The 15,723-nt window shown below is 73.0% G+C and carries 16 protein-coding genes; 3 read left to right on the forward strand and 13 right to left on the reverse strand.

Features of this window, described 5'->3' with window-relative positions; translation table 11 throughout:
* Positions 1–67 precede the first annotated feature (67 nt).
* Complete coding sequence (locus AKI01S_RS12050; RefSeq protein ID WP_245681587.1) at positions 68–1,108, forward strand: alpha/beta hydrolase; 1,041 nt, start codon at positions 68–70, stop codon at positions 1,106–1,108.
* A 76-nt stretch (positions 1,109–1,184) separates the two neighbouring features.
* Here the strand turns inward: AKI01S_RS12050 and AKI01S_RS12055 are convergent, their stop codons facing one another.
* The 5 genes from AKI01S_RS12055 to AKI01S_RS12075 all read right to left on the reverse strand — a co-directional run bounded on the left by AKI01S_RS12055 (position 1,185) and on the right by AKI01S_RS12075 (position 6,029).
* A complete protein-coding gene (locus AKI01S_RS12055) occupies positions 1,185–1,661 on the reverse strand; it encodes a hypothetical protein (RefSeq protein WP_067815182.1) in 477 nt (158 codons plus the stop codon).
* Positions 1,662–1,706: 45 nt separating this feature from the next.
* Entirely contained in the window at positions 1,707–2,894 is a 1,188-nt protein-coding gene (locus tag AKI01S_RS12060) for an ABC transporter permease (RefSeq protein ID WP_067815187.1), read from the reverse strand.
* On the reverse strand, positions 2,891–4,192 hold the full coding sequence (locus tag AKI01S_RS54655) for an ABC transporter ATP-binding protein (RefSeq protein ID WP_083999404.1): 1,302 nt from the start codon (positions 4,190–4,192) through the stop codon (positions 2,891–2,893). The genes AKI01S_RS12060 and AKI01S_RS54655 overlap by 4 nt, the downstream gene beginning before the upstream one ends.
* Positions 4,189–5,547, reverse strand: a complete 1,359-nt coding sequence (locus AKI01S_RS12070; protein WP_157419790.1) for an efflux RND transporter periplasmic adaptor subunit — start codon at positions 5,545–5,547, stop codon at positions 4,189–4,191. Before AKI01S_RS12070 ends, AKI01S_RS54655 begins: the two co-directional genes overlap by 4 nt.
* 80 nt (positions 5,548–5,627) lie before the next feature.
* Positions 5,628–6,029, reverse strand: a complete 402-nt coding sequence (locus AKI01S_RS12075; RefSeq protein ID WP_174567374.1) for a hypothetical protein — start codon at positions 6,027–6,029, stop codon at positions 5,628–5,630.
* 563 nt (positions 6,030–6,592) lie between these two features.
* Here AKI01S_RS12075 and AKI01S_RS12080 point away from each other — a divergent pair.
* Positions 6,593–7,498, forward strand: a complete 906-nt coding sequence (locus AKI01S_RS12080) for an NADP-dependent oxidoreductase (protein ID WP_067815197.1) — start codon at positions 6,593–6,595, stop codon at positions 7,496–7,498.
* A 205-nt stretch (positions 7,499–7,703) separates the two neighbouring features.
* Here AKI01S_RS12080 and proC read toward each other — a convergent pair whose 3' ends face one another.
* From proC to AKI01S_RS54230, 6 genes are all read right to left on the reverse strand, one after another.
* The gene (proC, locus tag AKI01S_RS12085) at positions 7,704–8,498 is read right to left on the reverse strand and encodes a pyrroline-5-carboxylate reductase (RefSeq protein WP_067815201.1); all 795 of its coding nucleotides are present in this window, start codon (positions 8,496–8,498) and stop codon (positions 7,704–7,706) included.
* A gap of 71 nt (positions 8,499–8,569) precedes the next feature.
* Entirely contained in the window at positions 8,570–9,490 is a 921-nt protein-coding gene (locus AKI01S_RS12090) for a proline dehydrogenase family protein (RefSeq protein WP_067815204.1), read from the reverse strand.
* 92 nt (positions 9,491–9,582) lie between these two features.
* On the reverse strand, positions 9,583–10,710 hold the full coding sequence (locus AKI01S_RS12095) for an LCP family protein (RefSeq protein ID WP_083999405.1): 1,128 nt from the start codon (positions 10,708–10,710) through the stop codon (positions 9,583–9,585).
* A gap of 208 nt (positions 10,711–10,918) precedes the next feature.
* Complete coding sequence (locus AKI01S_RS12100; RefSeq protein WP_067815207.1) at positions 10,919–11,653, reverse strand: ABC transporter permease; 735 nt, start codon at positions 11,651–11,653, stop codon at positions 10,919–10,921.
* 55 nt (positions 11,654–11,708) lie between these two features.
* Positions 11,709–12,440: an ABC transporter ATP-binding protein gene (locus AKI01S_RS12105; RefSeq protein ID WP_218009649.1), complete on the reverse strand. Its 732-nt coding sequence runs from the start codon at positions 12,438–12,440 to the stop codon at positions 11,709–11,711.
* Between the two features lie 170 nt (positions 12,441–12,610).
* Positions 12,611–12,745 carry a hypothetical protein gene (locus AKI01S_RS54230; protein WP_281186070.1) on the reverse strand — a complete coding sequence of 45 codons (135 nt, stop codon included), beginning with the start codon at positions 12,743–12,745 and terminating at the stop codon, positions 12,611–12,613.
* 323 nt (positions 12,746–13,068) lie between these two features.
* Here AKI01S_RS54230 and AKI01S_RS50420 point away from each other — a divergent pair, with 323 nt between their 5' ends.
* Complete coding sequence (locus AKI01S_RS50420; protein ID WP_174567375.1) at positions 13,069–13,815, forward strand: chymotrypsin family serine protease; 747 nt, start codon at positions 13,069–13,071, stop codon at positions 13,813–13,815.
* 138 nt (positions 13,816–13,953) lie between these two features.
* On the opposite strand, the gene AKI01S_RS12115 is transcribed toward AKI01S_RS50420, so the two are convergent.
* Positions 13,954–14,763, reverse strand: coding sequence for a TetR/AcrR family transcriptional regulator (locus AKI01S_RS12115; protein ID WP_245681588.1), 810 nt, complete (start codon positions 14,761–14,763; stop codon positions 13,954–13,956).
* The gene (locus AKI01S_RS12120; protein ID WP_067815214.1) at positions 14,760–15,644 is read right to left on the reverse strand and encodes a sugar phosphate isomerase/epimerase family protein; all 885 of its coding nucleotides are present in this window, start codon (positions 15,642–15,644) and stop codon (positions 14,760–14,762) included. Before AKI01S_RS12120 ends, AKI01S_RS12115 begins: the two co-directional genes overlap by 4 nt.
* Between the last annotated feature and the right edge of the window lie 79 nt (positions 15,645–15,723).

Below are 15,723 nucleotides of genomic sequence, written 5' to 3' on the forward strand. Positions count from 1 at the left end.
ACACAAAGGAAACAGAGCAAATGGGGCTGAGATGGACACACGCCCACCCGGTCCGCAGCCGGCGGAGGTGACCCCTCTGCCGCTGCCCGCGCCTCCCACCCCCGAGGCCGACCCCCGGAAACCCCACGAACGTCGCCCGAGCGCCCGCAGCCTCCTGGTCACCGGCGCGTTGCGGCTGGGCGCACGCCCGTTCATCCATCTGGTCCCCGGCCACGCGCGCACCCTGCGCACCGCCCGCACCACCGTGGACGCGGCCTCGCTGCTGATGCGCCCCACCTCCCGGGTCCACATCCGGCCACTGGTCGACCCCCGCGTCGAGACGGACCGCGCGGAACGCCCGGTCGCCGGCGAATGGGTCGTGACCCGCGAGGGCGAGCGGACGGCGAGCGGCGCGATCCTCTACCTGCACGGCGGCGCGTACGTGGTGTGCTCGCCGCGCACCCACCGTCCGATCACGTCCCGCCTGGCCCTGGACACGGGCCTGCCGGTGCTGGTCCCGCGGTACCGGCTGGCGCCCGAGAACCCGTTCCCGGCCCCGCTGGAGGACGCGGTGGCGGCCTACCGCTGGCTGCTGGACCGCGGCGTCCCGGCGTCCGGGATCGTGATCGCGGGCGACTCCGCCGGAGGCCACCTGGCCGCCGCGCTGACCGGCGAGATCCTGCGCACCGGCCTGCCGCGTCCCGCCGGGACGGTGCTGTTCTCCCCCTGGGTGGACCTGACCTGCGAGATGTCCACGCGCGCCCAGCGCCGCGCCCGCGACCCCTACATCTCCGCCTACGCGGCCCGCCGGGTCGCCCGCCTCGTAGTGGGGCCAGCCGGATTCGACGACCCGCGGCTGGCCCTGCTCGCCTCCCCCTGGACCGACGCGCCCCCGATCCTCATCCAGGTCGGCGGCGCGGAGGTCCTGCGTCCGGAGGCCGAGGCCCTGGCGGAGGCGCTGACCAGGGCGGGCAACGACTGCGAACTCCAGGTCTGGAAGGGCCAGATGCACGTCTTCCAGATCCTCAACCGCGTTCTCCCGGAGGCGAGCGCGGCCATGCGCGAGACCGCCCGGTTCGTGCGCCGGGTGGTCGCGGCCGGGACCACGGCCACCGAGGCCGTCGCCTGACCGGAGGCCCCTCGCGTCCCCGCCCGGCCCGGAGCCGCGGGGGCGCGAGGGGCCTCGCCACGTGCCCCGGCGGGCCTCAGCGGCCCGTACGGGCGGAGGGCCGGGCGTCCTGGTCCGGCTTCGCCTCCCGGATGGCCTCGATCTTCGCGTCGAGGTCGCGGTCGCCCTCGAAGACGTGGTCGCGCGGGGCGGTGAGCAGGCGTACGCGGCCATCGGTCAGCAGCAGCGCGACCCGGCGCATGCCCCATCTGCGGGACGCTCGGACGTCCGCCACCCGGCCCCAGGGGATGCTCTCGGCCAGCAGGTAACCGCGCAGTTCGAGACCGGACGTGGAGACGACCGTGGCGCGCCGCCGCTCCAGGAAGTACATCGTGACCAGGTACGCCACGAGCAGCGCCTCGAACGCGAGCACGCCCGGGGATCCGTCGCTCGTCAGGTCGTGAGCTCCCACCCCCGCGACGATCGCGGCCAGGAACAGCCAGCCTCCCGCCTGCCAGAAGCCGGAGACGAAGGTCAGGAGCCGTCGGTCCGGAGAAACAGCTTGATCGATCACGATACGTAAAACGTCGGTACGGAGTGCGATAATTCCTGGTAGAGGTCACTCGGCGCGGAGCGCCACCACCGGGTCCAGGCGCCCCGCGCGGCGGGCGGGGGCCACCCCGAAGAAGACACCGACCGCCGCCGAGACCGCGAACGCCAGCGCCGGGGACCACCACGCGATCGTCGCGGGGACCGGCGAGACGGCCGAGATCGCCAGGGCCGCCCCCACGCCCAGGACGATGCCCGCCGCGCCTCCCAGCGACGTCAGCAGGACCGCCTCCAGCAGGAACTGGGACAGGATGTCGCGCTGGCGGGCGCCCAGCGCCTTGCGCAGGCCGATCTCGCGGGTGCGTTCCCGGACGCTGACCAGCATGATGTTCGAGACGCCCACCCCGCCCACCAGCAGGGAGATCGCCGCGATGGCGGCCAGGACGCCGGTGAGGGCGCCGAGGACCGTGCCGATCGTGCCCAGCAGCTGGGTCTGGGTGATCGCCGAGAACTCCTCGCCCCGGTACCTGCGCTGCAGGGCGTCCACCACCGTCTTCCGCAGCGCGGGAACGGCCTCCTGGGTAGGAGCGCGGACGGCCAGGAAGTCCACGCGGTCCACGCCGAACAGGCGCTGGGCGGCGGTCACCGGGATGTGGACCTCGGCGTCGCGGGTCTGGCCGAACGTCTGCCCGACCTCCTCGAACACCCCGACGACCCGGAAGCGCGCGCCACCCGCCACGGTGATCTGGCGGCCGACCGGGTCGGCGTCCCCGAACAGGCGGTGCGCGACCTCCGAGCCGAGCACCACCACGCGGCGGCGCGTCTCCACGTCGGTGCGGCTGAGGTAGCGGCCGCGGCGGAGGGGGCGGTCGAAGACGTTGCGGAGGTTCTCGTTGGCCCCGACGATGCTGGAGTAGAGCTGCCGGTGGCCCGCCCGGATCGTCTCGCCGGAGTTCAGGGCCACGGCGATGGCGCTCTCGTCGCCGGTGATCCGGCCCAGATAGGCCACGTCGTCCAGGCGCAGCCGGCTGATCGACGGGGCCGCGCCCAGCGACAGCTGACCCGGCGCCACGAAGATGATGTTGGAGCCCAGACCCTCGATCTCGCGTTGCACCAGGTCACGAGCGCCGGACCCGATCGCCACCAGCACCACCACGGCGGCGACGCCGATCACCACGCCGAGCATCGTCAGCGCGCTGCGCAGGCGGTTGACGCGCAGCGCATCGACCGCGACACGAAACGACTCCCCCGCCCTCACACCCCCTCACAAGGACCACCGTCGCCCCGAGGGGCATCGCCCCCCATAGAAGCCCCCCTTCCCGGAAGGACATCACCTCCCACCGACCCGCCCCCTCCCGGCGGGCCGTCACCTCCCGACAAGGCGTCGCCTCCCGGCAAGGCGTTGCCTCCCGGCGAGCCGTCACCCCCCGGCGGGCCGTCACCTCCCGGCGGGCCGTCACCTCCCGGCGGGCCGTCACCTCCCGACAAGGCGTCGCCTCCCGGCAAGGCGTTGCCTCCCGGCGAGCCGTCACCTTCCGGCGGACCGTCACCGCCCGGCAGGACATCGCCTCCCGGCAGGGCGTGGCCTTCCGGCGGGCTGTCACCTTCCGGCGAACCGTCACCGCCCGGCAGGCCGTCACCTTCCGGCAGGGCGCCACTTCCCGGCAGGGCGTTGCCTCCCGACGAGCCGTCACCCCCCGGCAAGGCGTTGCCTCCCGGCAGACCGTCGCCTTTCGGCGGGGCGTTGCCTCCCGGCGAGCCGTCATCTCCCGACGGGGCCTCGCCTCCCGACGAGTCGTCACCCCCCGGCAGGGCGTTGCCTCCCGGCGGGGCGTTGCCTCCCGGCGGGGCGGCGCCCCGGGGTGGGGTGGTGTTGCGTTCGTCGCGTTCGATCATGCCGTCGCGTAGGTGGACGCGGCGGTGGGCGCGGGCGGCGACGTCGAGCTCGTGGGTGACCAGGACGATCGCCACGCCGCGGTCGCGGTTGAGGCGTTCCAGCAGTGCCATCACGTCGTCGCCGGTGCGGGTGTCGAGGTTGCCGGTGGGTTCGTCGGCCAGCACCACGCCGGGGTCGCCGACCAGGGCGCGGGCGATGGCGACGCGCTGCTGCTCGCCGCCCGACAGCTGGCCGGGCCGGTGGTCCAGGCGGTGGGACAGGCCGACGGTCGCCAGGGCCTCGGCGGCGCGGCGGCGGCGTTCGGCGCGCGGAACGCCCCGGTAGACCAGCGGCAGCGCCACGTTGTCGCGGGCGCTGGTGCGGCCGAGCAGGTGGAACGACTGGAACACGAAACCGACGCGGGCGTTGCGCAGCTCGGCCAGCTCGGTGTCGGAGAGGCGGGCCACGTCGCGGCCCCCGACCCGGAGGACGCCGGTGGTGGGGCGGTCCAGGCAGCCGAGCAGGTGCATCAGGGTGGACTTGCCGGAGCCGGAGGGGCCGACGACCGCCACGTACTCGCCCTCGTCGATCCGCAGGCTCACCCCGCGCAACGCGGTGACCTCGGTGTCACCCGCGCGATAGGTGCGGGTGACGTCCACGGCCTCCAGCGCTGGCGTCACGTGGCGAGTTCCTGGCCCTGCCGCACGGCGTCGGCGCCGCGGACGACGATCCGCTCGCCCTCGCGCAGCCCCCGGGTGACCTCCACCGTCGTGTCGCCCTGCGCCCCGAGGCGGACGGTCCGGCGCTGCGCCCGGCCTCCGGCGACCACCCAGACGACCGAGTCGCGTCCGCTGTTGACGACGGCGGCGGACGGGACCGTCAGCACGTCCCGCGCCTCGCGCACCCGCAGGTCGACGACGGCGCTCATCCCGGGTTTGGGCCAGGGCGCGCGGCCGCCGCCGGGGAGGGCGCCGCGTTCGAGGGAGAGGGTGACCTTGTAGGTGACGCCGCCGCCGCTGGCCTGCTGCGGCGTCGCGCCGACCCCCGTGACGGCGGCGGTGTAGGCGCCGCCGGGGACGGCGTCGAGTTCGACGTCCGCCCGCACGCCGTCGTCGACCTGGAGCACGTCGGTCTCGTCCACGTCGGCCGTCAGCGTCAGCTTCGAGATGTCGGTGACGGTGACGACCGCGTCGCCCGCGGAGACGGGCGCGCCGGTGGCGACGGCGGAGGCGTCCTTGGCCGCGCCGCCGCCGAGGCCGCCGAGCGCGGCCAGGCCGTTGGTCCCGCCCGGCCGGCCGAGCTGCTGGGGCAGGCGGTCCAGCAGGCCGCCCAGGTCGGGTGCGCCGCCCGCCGGGCCGCCGAGGCTCACCACCCCGTCGAACGGCGCCCGGATCGTCAGGGCGCGGACGGTGCGTTCGGCGGCGCGGACGGCGGCGCGGGTCTGCACGCGCTGCGCCGCGGTGATGGAGGAGATCGCCGTGCCGACGCTGCCGAGCCCGGCGTTCAGCCTGGCCACGGCGGCGCGGGCGGCGGCGGAGGCGGTCCGGTACTCGCCCTCGGCCTTGGCGATCCCGGCCAGCGCGTGCGCGCGGTGCCTCGGGTCGGGGATCTTCGCGGCGACGTCGCGGGCGAAGTCGAACCCGTTCCTGGCCGTCCGGTCGATCCCGCGCTGGAACGCCGTCAGGTCGATCCCGGACGGCGGTGCCCCGCCGGAGGAGGCGCCGTCGGCGGCACGGGCCTGGGCGAGCTGCTCCCGCGCCGCCGGTGAGTCGATCCTGACGAGGACGTCGCCCTCCTCGACGCGGTCGCCGTCGGCGACGTACAGCCGCCCGATCGTCCCCTCGGCGGGCGAGCGGACGGTGGCGGTGGCCCGGGCCGCGACCGTCGCGGGGGCCTCGACCACCTCGGTCACGTCCCCCCGCGTCACCGTCCCGGTCCGGAACCGGTCGGGCTCACGGCCGCCGCTGCACGAGCCGACCGCCCCGGCGGCCAGCGCCGCGGCCATCACCAGGGGGAGCAGGCGCCCGGTAGCCACGAGGGCATAGTAAGAACGCGGTTACCGGGCGGACAGTCCTCACGAGCGGCCTCATCAGGCCACCCACGGGAACGCCCTCGTCACACCGGTGACCGCTCCCCCTCGCGTTCCCGCTCCGGGTCCCGCGTGGTGAGGAACCCGACCAGCGCGGCGAGCGCGGCCACGCCCTCCCCCACCGCACTGATCGTCTTCTCGGCGTACCAGACCGGCTCGTGCATGTTCGGCAGGGGGCCGAGCGCCCCGACGTCGACGAAGTAGTAGAGCACCACCGCTCCCAGCGCGCTCCCCGCCACCAGGAACGCCACCGCGTACGTCCAGCGGCGCGGCATCCCCAGCACCAGCACGGCCACCGCCGCCGCCAGCGCCGCCTGCACGTAGAACAGCCAGTCACCGCGGATCGAGCCGCCTTCGACGAAACGCATCTCCGGCGCGAACACCCAGTGGACGACGGCGTCAGCGACGAGCCCGAGGGCCACGAGCACGCGAAGCAGAATCCCCATACCCGTTACACGTACCAAACCCGCCCGCGGCTCAAAGCCCCCTCCCCGAACCCAGAAGCCCCCGTTCCACCAGCCCTGACGCACCCGCCACCTGGGCACGCGCCCCGAGTCCAACCCCCGTCCTCCGGCACGCATGCCACCCCGGCATACACCACAAAGCCGCCTGCTCACCGTCCGGCACCCTCCCCCCGCGCTGGCAGGCGCCACCGAGCCTGGCCGCCTTTTCGCTCCGTCCTCGCCGAGGGCGTTTCTGGTGGATCTTCGGGGTGGCGTCCCGCCGTCCTCCCGGCCCTTGTGAAGGCCGTTCAGGCGTCGTTCGTAGGGGCGGCTCAGGGTTCGGCGGAAACGCGGCCTGGTGCTGACAGCCCTCTGGATCCAGCGGTGGACGGGGTCGGCCGGAGGACGTCCCGGTGTTTCACGGTGATGTCGGTGGCCTGATTCTTTCGCAGGTTGGCGATGCGGCCACTGGTGTGGGGCCGAGCGGGCGGATGACGATCAAGGTGCGTTGTCGTCCAGTGAGCTCGCGTGCGGAGAGGGCACCAGTGATGCGTGCGGTGCGGATCGACCGGTTCGGCGGTCCCGAGGTGTTGAACGTGGTGGAGGTCCCCGACGTCGAGGCGGGGCCGGAGGAGGTGCTGGTCCGCGTCGTCGCCTCCGGCGTCAATCCCGTCGATGGCAAGACCCGCGAAGGCGCCATCGGGGAGGGGACGCCGCCGCTGCCGATGACCCTCGGCTGGGACGTGGCGGGCGTCGTGGTCGATCCCGGGTCCAGTGGCCTCGGTGCCGGCGAGCGGGTGATCGCCATGTCGCACCAGTTGGGGTCCGGCCGGGGGACCTGGGCCGACCTGGTGGCGCTGCCCGCGGGCGCGGTGGCGGCCGCGCCGACCGCGCTCGGCCTGGTCGACGCGGCCACCGTGCCGCTGGCGGGGCTGACGGCTTTGCAGACGCTGGACTGGCTCGGGATCACCGGTGGCGAGCGGCTGCTCGTCACCGGGGCCGCGGGCGCGGTCGGCGTGCTGGCGTTGCAGATCGCCCGGTCCCGGGGCGCGCGCGTGGACGCGCTGGTGTCCCGGCCGGAGCAGGTGCAGGTCGTGCGCGGTCACGGTGCCGAACAGGTCGTCATGGAGCCGATCGCGCTGGAGGAGCGCCGCTACGACGCGGTCTTCGACACCTTCGGGGCGTTCGCGACCGACGCCGTGGCCGACGGCGGTCGGTACGCCTCGATCGCCACCCAGCGGGGCCCGGTCCCCGACCTGTCCGGGCGAGGCGTGCGGACCACGGTGAACCAGGTCCGCGAGGACGGGGCCGGGCTCGCCGACCTGGTCGAACTCATCGACCGGGGAGCGCTGCGGCCGCATGTGGAGGCCGTCTTCGGGCTGCACCAGGTGCGGGCGGCCGCCGAACGGTTCGCCCGCGGCGGCCTGAACGGCAGGATCGTGCTGAGCCTGTGACCGCGATCCGGCCGGGCCCCGGCAGCGGCGGGCACCCGCGCTGAGCCTCGCGCTCGGCCGCGGGTCAGCCGCCCGCCTGTTCACGGCCCCGGCGAATCCGTCGCTCGCAGGTGTCGGCATGATCGAGCCGGGCCGCCGCACGGGCGGGTCGTCGCGCGGTGGAGACGAGGGCCGAGGTTCGGGACCGGTGTCGAGTGGGCCCGGGTCAGCCGCCCGCCAGTTCGCGGCCTCGGTTGCGGGCGGCTTCGATGGCCTCCAGGACGGCGGCGCGGACGCCGTGCTTCTCCAGTTCGCGGATGGCGGCGATCGTGGTGCCGCCCGGGGAGGTCACCGCCTCGCGGAGCAGGACCGGGTGCTCGCCGGAGTCGCGGAGCATCACGGCGGCACCCACGGCCGACTGGATGACCATCTCCAGGGCCGCGGCGCGGGGCATGCCGAGCAGGATGCCCGCGTCCACCATGGCCTCGACCAGGTAGTAGAAGTACGCGGGGCCGCTGCCGGACAGGGCCGTCGCGGCGTCCTGGAGGGACTCGGGGATGCGGAGGACCTTGCCGACCGGGGTGAGGAGCTCCTCGGCGAGCTTCAGGTGCTCCTCACCGGCGTGCGAACCGGCGGAGATGACGCTCATGGCCTCGTCGACCAGCACGGGCGTGTTCGACATGACCCGGACCACCGGGACGTTCTCGGGCAGGTGCTCCTCGATGAACGCGCTGGTGATGCCGGCGGCCATCGAGATCACGAGGGTCCCGGCGGGGATCCGGGGGCCGATCTCCTCCAGCAGCACGCCCATGTCCTGGGGCTTGACCGCCAGCACCAGGGTGGACGCCCTGCGGGCGGCCTCGACGTTGGTGACGATCTCGATCCCGTAGCGCTCGCGCAGCAGCGCGGCGCGTTCCTCGCGGCGCGCGGTGGCCATCAGCTCCGAGGGTCGCCGTCCGGCGCGCAGCACGCCCGACAGCAGGGCCTCGCCCATCTTTCCGGCACCCAGAATCGCGATCATTTGCACACCTCAGCCAGGGTCAGGAACGCGGACCACCCTAGCGCCCGGACCCGGGACGGCTCCGGAGCGTCTCAGCTCCTGGACGCCACGGAGCGGAGGAAGAACGCCAGATTGGCAGGGCGTTCGGCCAGGCGCCGCATGAAATAGCCGTACCACTCCGAGCCGTAGGCGACGTAGACGCGGACCTGGTCGCCCTGCTCGGCCAGGCGGCGCTGCTCCTGCGGGCGGATGCCGTAGAGCATCTGGTACTCGAACGTGTCCGGGTCGCGGTCGTGCAGGACCGCCAGGGCCCCGGCGATCTCGATCAGCCGGGGGTCGTGGGTGGCGAGCATCGGGTAGCCCCGGCCCGCCATCAGGACCTTCATGCAGCGGACATAGGACTTGTCGACCTCGTCCTCGTCGCCGAACGCGACCGACTCGGGCGCGGCGTAGGCGCCCTTGCACAGGCGGACGCGGGACCCCTCGTAGGCCAGGTCGGCGCAGTACTCCTCGGCGCGCCGCAGGTAGGACTGGATGACCGCGCCGACGTCGGGGAAGTCGCCGCGCAGCTCGTGCAGGATGCGCAGCGTGGACTCGACGGTGGTGTGATCCTCCATGTCGAGGGTGACGGTCGTGCCCGCGGAACGGGCGGCGGTGCAGACGCGGCGCGCGTTGTCCAGCGCCAGGCGCTCGTCGAGGGCCTGGCCGACGGCGGTGAGCTTCAGCGACACCTCGGCGCGGGAGCCGAGGCCGTGGTCGGCCAGGCGCTTGAGGAGCTCGGTGTAGTGCTCGACGATCTGCTCGGCCATCCGTTCGCTGCTGGTGTCCTCCCCGAGCACGTCCAGGGTGACCAGCAGGTTCTCGGCGGTGAGCCGTTCGGTGACGGCGAGGGCGTCGTCGATGGTCTCGCCGGCGATGAAGCGCCGCACCACCTGGCGGGTCCCGGGCGCGGTCTCAACGATCTTCCGGACGCCGCCGCTGCGCGAGGCGACCAGGAGGGCCTGACGTAGCACTGCAACCACTCCTCACCCGGCGGACCACCCTGTCCGACCGTTTCCAGGTTAATGCCCGGAACGGCGAGTTTGATCTCTCGGGGAGGCGATCGTCAGGAGACCTGGCCGACGCGGTTCACGCCGCCGTGCCGACGGACGTACTCGGCGACCTCGGCGGAGCGGATCGCCTCGAACAGCAGCTTGTCCTTGGCGGGGTCCGGCAGGACGACGCTCTGCCGGCCGCGCGCGGCCGGGCCCTTGTTCGGCACGGTCATGAACTGCACGTCGCCGGGGCGGACGCCGCGCAGGCTGAGCGCCAGCGAGCGGAGCTTCCCGGCGTCGACCGAGTCGTCCACGCTGATCGACCTGGTGAACGCCGACAGGAACCGGTCCAGCTTGAGCGGGTTGGAGACGGTCCCGCCGTCGGCGGCCTTCTTGGCCAGCGCGGCCAGGAACGCCTGCTGCCGCTTGATCCGGTCGAAGTCGCCGTTGGGCAGGTTGTAGCGCTGGCGGACGAAGCGCAGCGCGTCCTCGCCGTTGAGCTTCTGCCGGCCGGCCGGCCAGTTCTGCTTGCGGGCCGGGTCGTAGACGCTCTCCTTGATGTCGACCTCGACGCCGCCGAGCGCGTCGGTCATCGTCTTGAAGCCGGTGAAGTCGATCGCGCCGAAGTGGTCGATGCGGACGTCGGTGAGGTTCTCGACCGTCTCGATCAGCAGCCGGGGGCCGCCGTAGGAGAACGCGGCGTTGATCTTCTGGGTGCCGTGGCCGGGGATCTCGACCCACAGGTCGCGCGGGAACGAGATCACGTACGCCTTGCTGCGGTCGGCGGGCAGGTGCAGCAGCATCAGCGTGTCGGACCGCTGCTGGCCCGGCTTCCACAGGTCCTCGCCGTCCTTGCCGGTGGTGGCGGCCTTGACCCGGGTGTCGGAGCCGACCAGCAGCCAGTTCTCGGTGCCGACGGCGCTCGGGCCGGGCCGCTTGCCGGTCGGCATGGTCGAGGGCAGCCGGTCGATGTTGCCGTTGTAGGAGGACTGCCGCTGCCAGACCAGCCCCGCCAGACCCCCGACGAGCAGCAGCAGGAACACGCCGATGGCCAGCAGCACGCGCGGCCAGCGCCGCTTCCTCGGCTTCGGCGCGCGGTCGGTCGGCCGGTCCCCGTCCTCGGGGGCGTCGGGGCCGAACAGATCCATGCCGGCGGCGGGCCGCGCCTGGTCTGCCTCAGCGGAGTCTCGGGGGGTCATGGCGCGGAGATTATCAGCCTGATTCACCCCAGAAGCCCCGGTAGCATTCCGCGGCCCGTTTCCTCGTTCCCCGGGCACGCCCTTCGAGGGAGGCCCTCCGGGTCCGGGTGGACGCGGCTCCGCGTTCGCCCGTCAGGTCACCGGTCGTCGCGCGCGCCCTGCCCGGCGGGTGGCTCTCTGTTCAGGTGTCAAGAAGCGGGTCGCGCGCTCAGGGAGTGCGGCGGCGGAGGGTGGCGGCGCCGAGGACGAGGGCCAGCAGGACGCAGCCGGTGATGATCAGGACGTCGCGGGCCAGCCCGCCGCTGAACGTCGCCTCCCGGCTCACCCGCTGCATGGCGTCCACCGCGTAGGACAGCGGCATCACGTTGGAGATCGCCTCCAGCCAGCCCGCCATCCGGTCGCGCGGCGTGATCAGCCCGCACAGCAGCACCTGCGGCAGCACGAACGCGGGCATGAACTGCACCGCCTGGAACTCGGTGCGGGCGAACGCGCTGGCCAGCAGCCCGAGCGCCATGCCCAGCAGCGCGCCCAGCACCGAGACCAGCACCAGCGAGCCGATCGACCCGGCCAGGTCCAGGCCGAGCCAGGTCAGCGAGATCGTCAGCACCACCGCGATCTGGGCGCAGGCGACCAGCCCGAACGCCAGCGCGTAGCCGAGCAGCAGGTCGAGCTTGCCGAGCGGCGTGGTCATGAGGCGTTCCAGGGTGCCGCCGGTGCGTTCGCGCAGCGTGCCGACGCTGGCCACCACGAACATGATCACGAACGGGAACAGGCCGAGCAGCAGCGGGCCGATCCGGTCGAACATCCCCGGCGTGTCGAAGACGTAGCGCAGCAGGATCATCAGCAGGCTCGGCACGCCGACCAGGAGCCCCAGGGTGCGGTGGTCGTGCCGGAGCTGCGCCAGGATGCGCCGCGCCGTGGCAAGCGTGATCGTCAGGCTCATGGCCGTCTCCTCTCCCTCGGTGCGCCGTGGACGGCGCGGTGTGCCACCGGCCCGGTCATGAGGGACTCGCCGTGGTCTCGGTGATGACGCGGAGGAAGGCGTCCTCCAGGTCGGTCGCGCCGGTGCGGGCGCGCAGGGACTCGGGCGAGCCGTCGGCCAGGATGCTCCCCTCGCGCATCAGCAGCAGCCGGTCGGTGCGCCCGGCCTCGTCCATGACGTGGCTGGACACGACGAGGGTGACGCCGCGGGCGGCCAGTTCGTGGAACAGCTCCCACAGCTCCTGCCGGAGCACCGGGTCGAGGCCGACCGTCGGCTCGTCCAGGACGAGGAGCTCGGGGGAGCCGAGCAGGGCGACCGCGAGGTTGAGGCGGTTGAGCTGGCCGCCCGACAGGGTCGCGGCGACCTGGTCGCGGTGGCGGCCGAGGCCGACCTCGTCGGTGACGCGGGCGACGTCGCTCCTGGGCGCGCCGAGGACGGCGGCGAAATAGCGCAGGTTCTCGCTGACGGACAGGTCGGTGTAGACAGCGGGTTTCTGGGTGGAGTAGCCGACGCGGCGGCGCAGCCCCGGGGACCCGGCGGGCTCGCCGAGGACGGTCACCGTTCCGCTCGCGACGATCTGCACGCCGACCAGCGCGCGCATCAACGTGGTCTTGCCGCATCCGCTCGGGCCGAGCAGGCCGATGACGGAGCTGCGCGGCACCTCGAACGTGACACCGTGCAGCACCTCCCGGCCCCCGCGCACGACGCGCAGGTCCTGCACACTGAGCGCGGCCTCGTTTTTCATCATGTGTTGAATTTAAGTCGCCAGGGGCTCCCGGTCAACCCCCTCGAAGCCCCGAAGACCACCATGGCCAGCCCGAAAACCCGTCCGAGACCGAAACTTTGCAGGCTCCGTGTCGTAGTGGCCTCTGATTGGCGTGGAGCGCCAGGTGGGTGGGCCTTTGCGGGGATGTCGCGTTAGTGCTGGGCGCGGTACGGCGAGGCCACCGAAGGTGGTCTCCCCGCGTTCTCGCCCGAGGAGATCGTGAGCTCGGCGGCGATCTCAGGCACTGCGACGCCCTCGACGCGCAGTGCCAGGGCGAAGGTGAACATGTCGCCGCCGACCGCCTTGGGACGGCCGCGGTCGACCGGCCCTCCAGGGTCTTGTCGCGGATGTGGTCATGGTCCATCCACGCTGACCGCCAGGGCCGCGAACAACAGCGCACCCAGTCCGCCTGGGGTCCAGTTCCACCTTCACATTCCTGGTCGTGCCTCCCAGCGCATTAAGCGATCGCCCATCAAGCGTCAAGGACCTCCGTCTCTTTAAAAAACATCATCGTCTGCTTGAATGGGCGCGTCTTGTTCCCCCCAAGGAGTGAGTGAAAATGCCCAGCTTCATGCGCAAGGCCGGTGTCCTGACCGCGACGATGGCGGCGATGGCGGCCGCGCTGATCGCTCCCGCGACCTCCGCGGCCCCTGCGGCCCAGGCCGACACCCGCTACCCGATCGGCGGTGGCACCGGGATCTTCCAGCAGTTCGTGCAGACGCCGTCGGGAGCGAAGATCAAGAGCTGTACGTTGACGGCGGTCGGCTATGACAACGCCGGCAACCTGGTGGGACTGACCAACGCGCACTGCTTCGTCGACGACGCGGGAAACAAGGTGCACGGCGACAAGGTCTACCTCGACAGGTCTCCGCACGGCACCTTCTTCGCCCCCGCCCCGTTGCCCAGCAGCCTTGAGTTCCTCGAGGTCGGCGTGATCGGCGAGGTGACCTACATCAGCGAGGGCAACGGTTACTACACCGGCGGTGTGGCGGGCCCCGACTACGCCGTGATCAAGTTCGACCCGACCAAGGTGGCCCCGACGAACACGGTCAACAGCCCGTCGGGCTCGGTGACCATCACCTCACTCGGCCCCCGCCCCGCCGTCGGCACCCGCCTGTGCAAGATGGGCCACCGGACCGGAAAGACCTGCGGCAACGTCACCGGCCACGGCCCGGCCGGCATCGGCCGCTTCATCAGCGTCATCGCCACCAACGGCGGCGACTCCGGCGGCCCCGTCGTCGACGGGACCACCCTCGTCGGCAACCTCTGGGGCTTCCCCGGCCACACCTCGATCGAGTTCATCATCGGCGACATGAACGCCCGAGGCGGTGTGGGCGCAGGCTTCCACCTCGCCTGACCTGCCGCCCCCGGCCCGGCGGCGCCCGCCCCCGCGGTGGGCACCGCCCGCCGTCGTGGTTCCTGGATCGCCACGTGCCGACGCGGGCCTCGCGGAGTTCGCCGCGGTGCGGGGAAAGGGACGCCCGGAACGAGGGCGTCAGCCCAGGTAGCGCTGGAGGGTCGGGCCCAGCAGCTCCACCAGCTCGTCCTCGGTCAGGGAGGCGATCGGCTCGACCTTCAGGACGTAGCGCAGCATCGCCACGCCGATCATCTGGCCGACGGCGGCGTTCACGCGTTCCAGCGGGATGCCGCGCAGCTCGCTGGCGCGGGCGAACAGCGCCGACGAGACGAACTCGCGCATCATCGCGGCGGCCTTCTCGTTGGTCATGGCCGACCGCAGCATCGCCAGGATCGGCGCGCGCCCCTCGGGGTCGTCCCAGATCCGGTGGAAGACGCGGACCATCGTCTCGCCGAGCTCCTCGCGCGGAGCGCTCATGACCACCGGCATCAGCTCGGCCGGGTCGATCGGGAAGCGCATGGCGGCGATGAACACGCCCTCCTTGCTCCCGTAGAAGTGGTGCACGAGGGCGGGGTCCACCCCGGCGGCGCGGGCAATGGCGCGCAGCGACGCCCCGTCGTAGCCCTTCTCCGCGAACAGCCCGCGGGCGGCGGCCAGGATCTCCTCGCGGGTCTCGGTGGGCCCGGGGCGGCGGCCCCGGCCCGGCGGGCGGCCGCGCCGCCGCCCGCCCTCGACCCTGGCGTCGACCTTGGCACCGACGTCCAGCGCCCCGGACGGTGCTTCGGACGGTGCCTCGCCGACCTCGACGTCCACCTTCGCGCCGACGTCCACCTTCGCGCCGGAGCCCGTCTTCGTGCCGGGATCCGTCTCCGCGCCCGCGTCCGTCCCGGCCGACGCGTCCTGGTCGCCGGTCCCGGCGGGCGGGTCGGGATGCGTCGTCTCCGTCACGGCGCGCCCTTGCGGGAGACCTCGCCGCCGGCGGTGACCTCCCAGGTGCGGTCGGCGGCGGCCAGGTGCAGGCGGGCGAACGCCAGGGACTCGGCGAGCGCCTCGACGCGGTCCTCGCGGGAGTCGGAGCGGCGGGTGTTGACCTCCAGGACGATGTGGCCGCGGAAGGCGCGTTCGGCCAGGCGCTCCAGGAGGGGGCCGCAGGGCTGGTTGCCGCGGCCGGGGACCAGGTGCTCGTCCTTGTTGGTGATGCCGACGCCGTCGGCCAGGTGGATGTGGCGGAGCCGGTCGCCGAGCTGGTCGGCCATCTCCAGGGCGTCGGACTTGGACACGGCGGTGTGCGACAGGTCCAGGGTCACGAACGGGAAGTCCTGGTCGACGGGGTTCCAGTCGGGCAGGTACATGCCCGCCTCGGCGCCGCGCGCCTTGAGGGGGAACATGTTCTCCACGCAGAACCGGACGTCGGTTTCGTCCTGCATGCGGGCCAGGCCCTCGACGAACTCGCGGGCGTACTCGCGCTGCCAGCGGAACGGCGGGTGCACCACGACGACCTCGGCCCCGAGCTCCTCGGCGACCTCCTTGGAGCGGACCAGCTTGCCCCACGGGTCGCGGCCCCAGACGCGCTGGGTGAGCAGCAGGCAGGGCGCGTGGATCGACTTGATCGGTACCTGGTGGTAGTCCGACAGGCGGCGCAGCACGTTGAGGTCCTGCGAGGAGGCGTCGGTGGACACCATGACCTCGACGCCGTCGTAGCCGAGAAGGGCCGCGATCTCGAACGCGGCGGGCACCTTCTCCGGGTAGACCGAGGCGGTGGACAGCGTGATGGGAGCGTCCGGAACGCGGATCGCTGGTGGAACGGCGCCGTTGTGCTGCGGGGTCAAGGCTCCCTCGCGGTGGTCGCTCGGCAGTGTCGGGGCGCTCGCCGCCCGGCGGGCCCGCGATGGTCGTTCCCGCTACGGC

The sequence above is a fragment of the Actinomadura kijaniata NBRC 14229 genome, from assembly GCF_001552175.1.
In the GTDB taxonomy this organism is placed as follows: Bacteria; Actinomycetota; Actinomycetes; order Streptosporangiales; family Streptosporangiaceae; genus Spirillospora; species Spirillospora kijaniata.

Excerpts from the sequence above, each read along its gene's own strand:
- AKI01S_RS12080 (WP_067815197.1), top strand. The coding sequence starts at position 6,593 with ATGCGTGCGGTGCGGATCGACCGGTTCGGCGGTCCCGAGGTGTTGAAC.
- proC (WP_067815201.1), bottom strand. The coding sequence starts at position 8,498 with ATGATCGCGATTCTGGGTGCCGGAAAGATGGGCGAGGCCCTGCTGTCG.
- AKI01S_RS12095 (WP_083999405.1), bottom strand. The coding sequence starts at position 10,710 with ATGACCCCCCGAGACTCCGCTGAGGCAGACCAGGCGCGGCCCGCCGCC.
- AKI01S_RS12100 (WP_067815207.1), bottom strand. The coding sequence starts at position 11,653 with ATGAGCCTGACGATCACGCTTGCCACGGCGCGGCGCATCCTGGCGCAG.
- AKI01S_RS12105 (WP_218009649.1), bottom strand. The coding sequence starts at position 12,440 with ATGATGAAAAACGAGGCCGCGCTCAGTGTGCAGGACCTGCGCGTCGTG.
- AKI01S_RS54230 (WP_281186070.1), bottom strand. The coding sequence starts at position 12,745 with ATGTTCACCTTCGCCCTGGCACTGCGCGTCGAGGGCGTCGCAGTGCCT.
- AKI01S_RS50420 (WP_174567375.1), top strand. The coding sequence starts at position 13,069 with ATGGCGGCCGCGCTGATCGCTCCCGCGACCTCCGCGGCCCCTGCGGCC.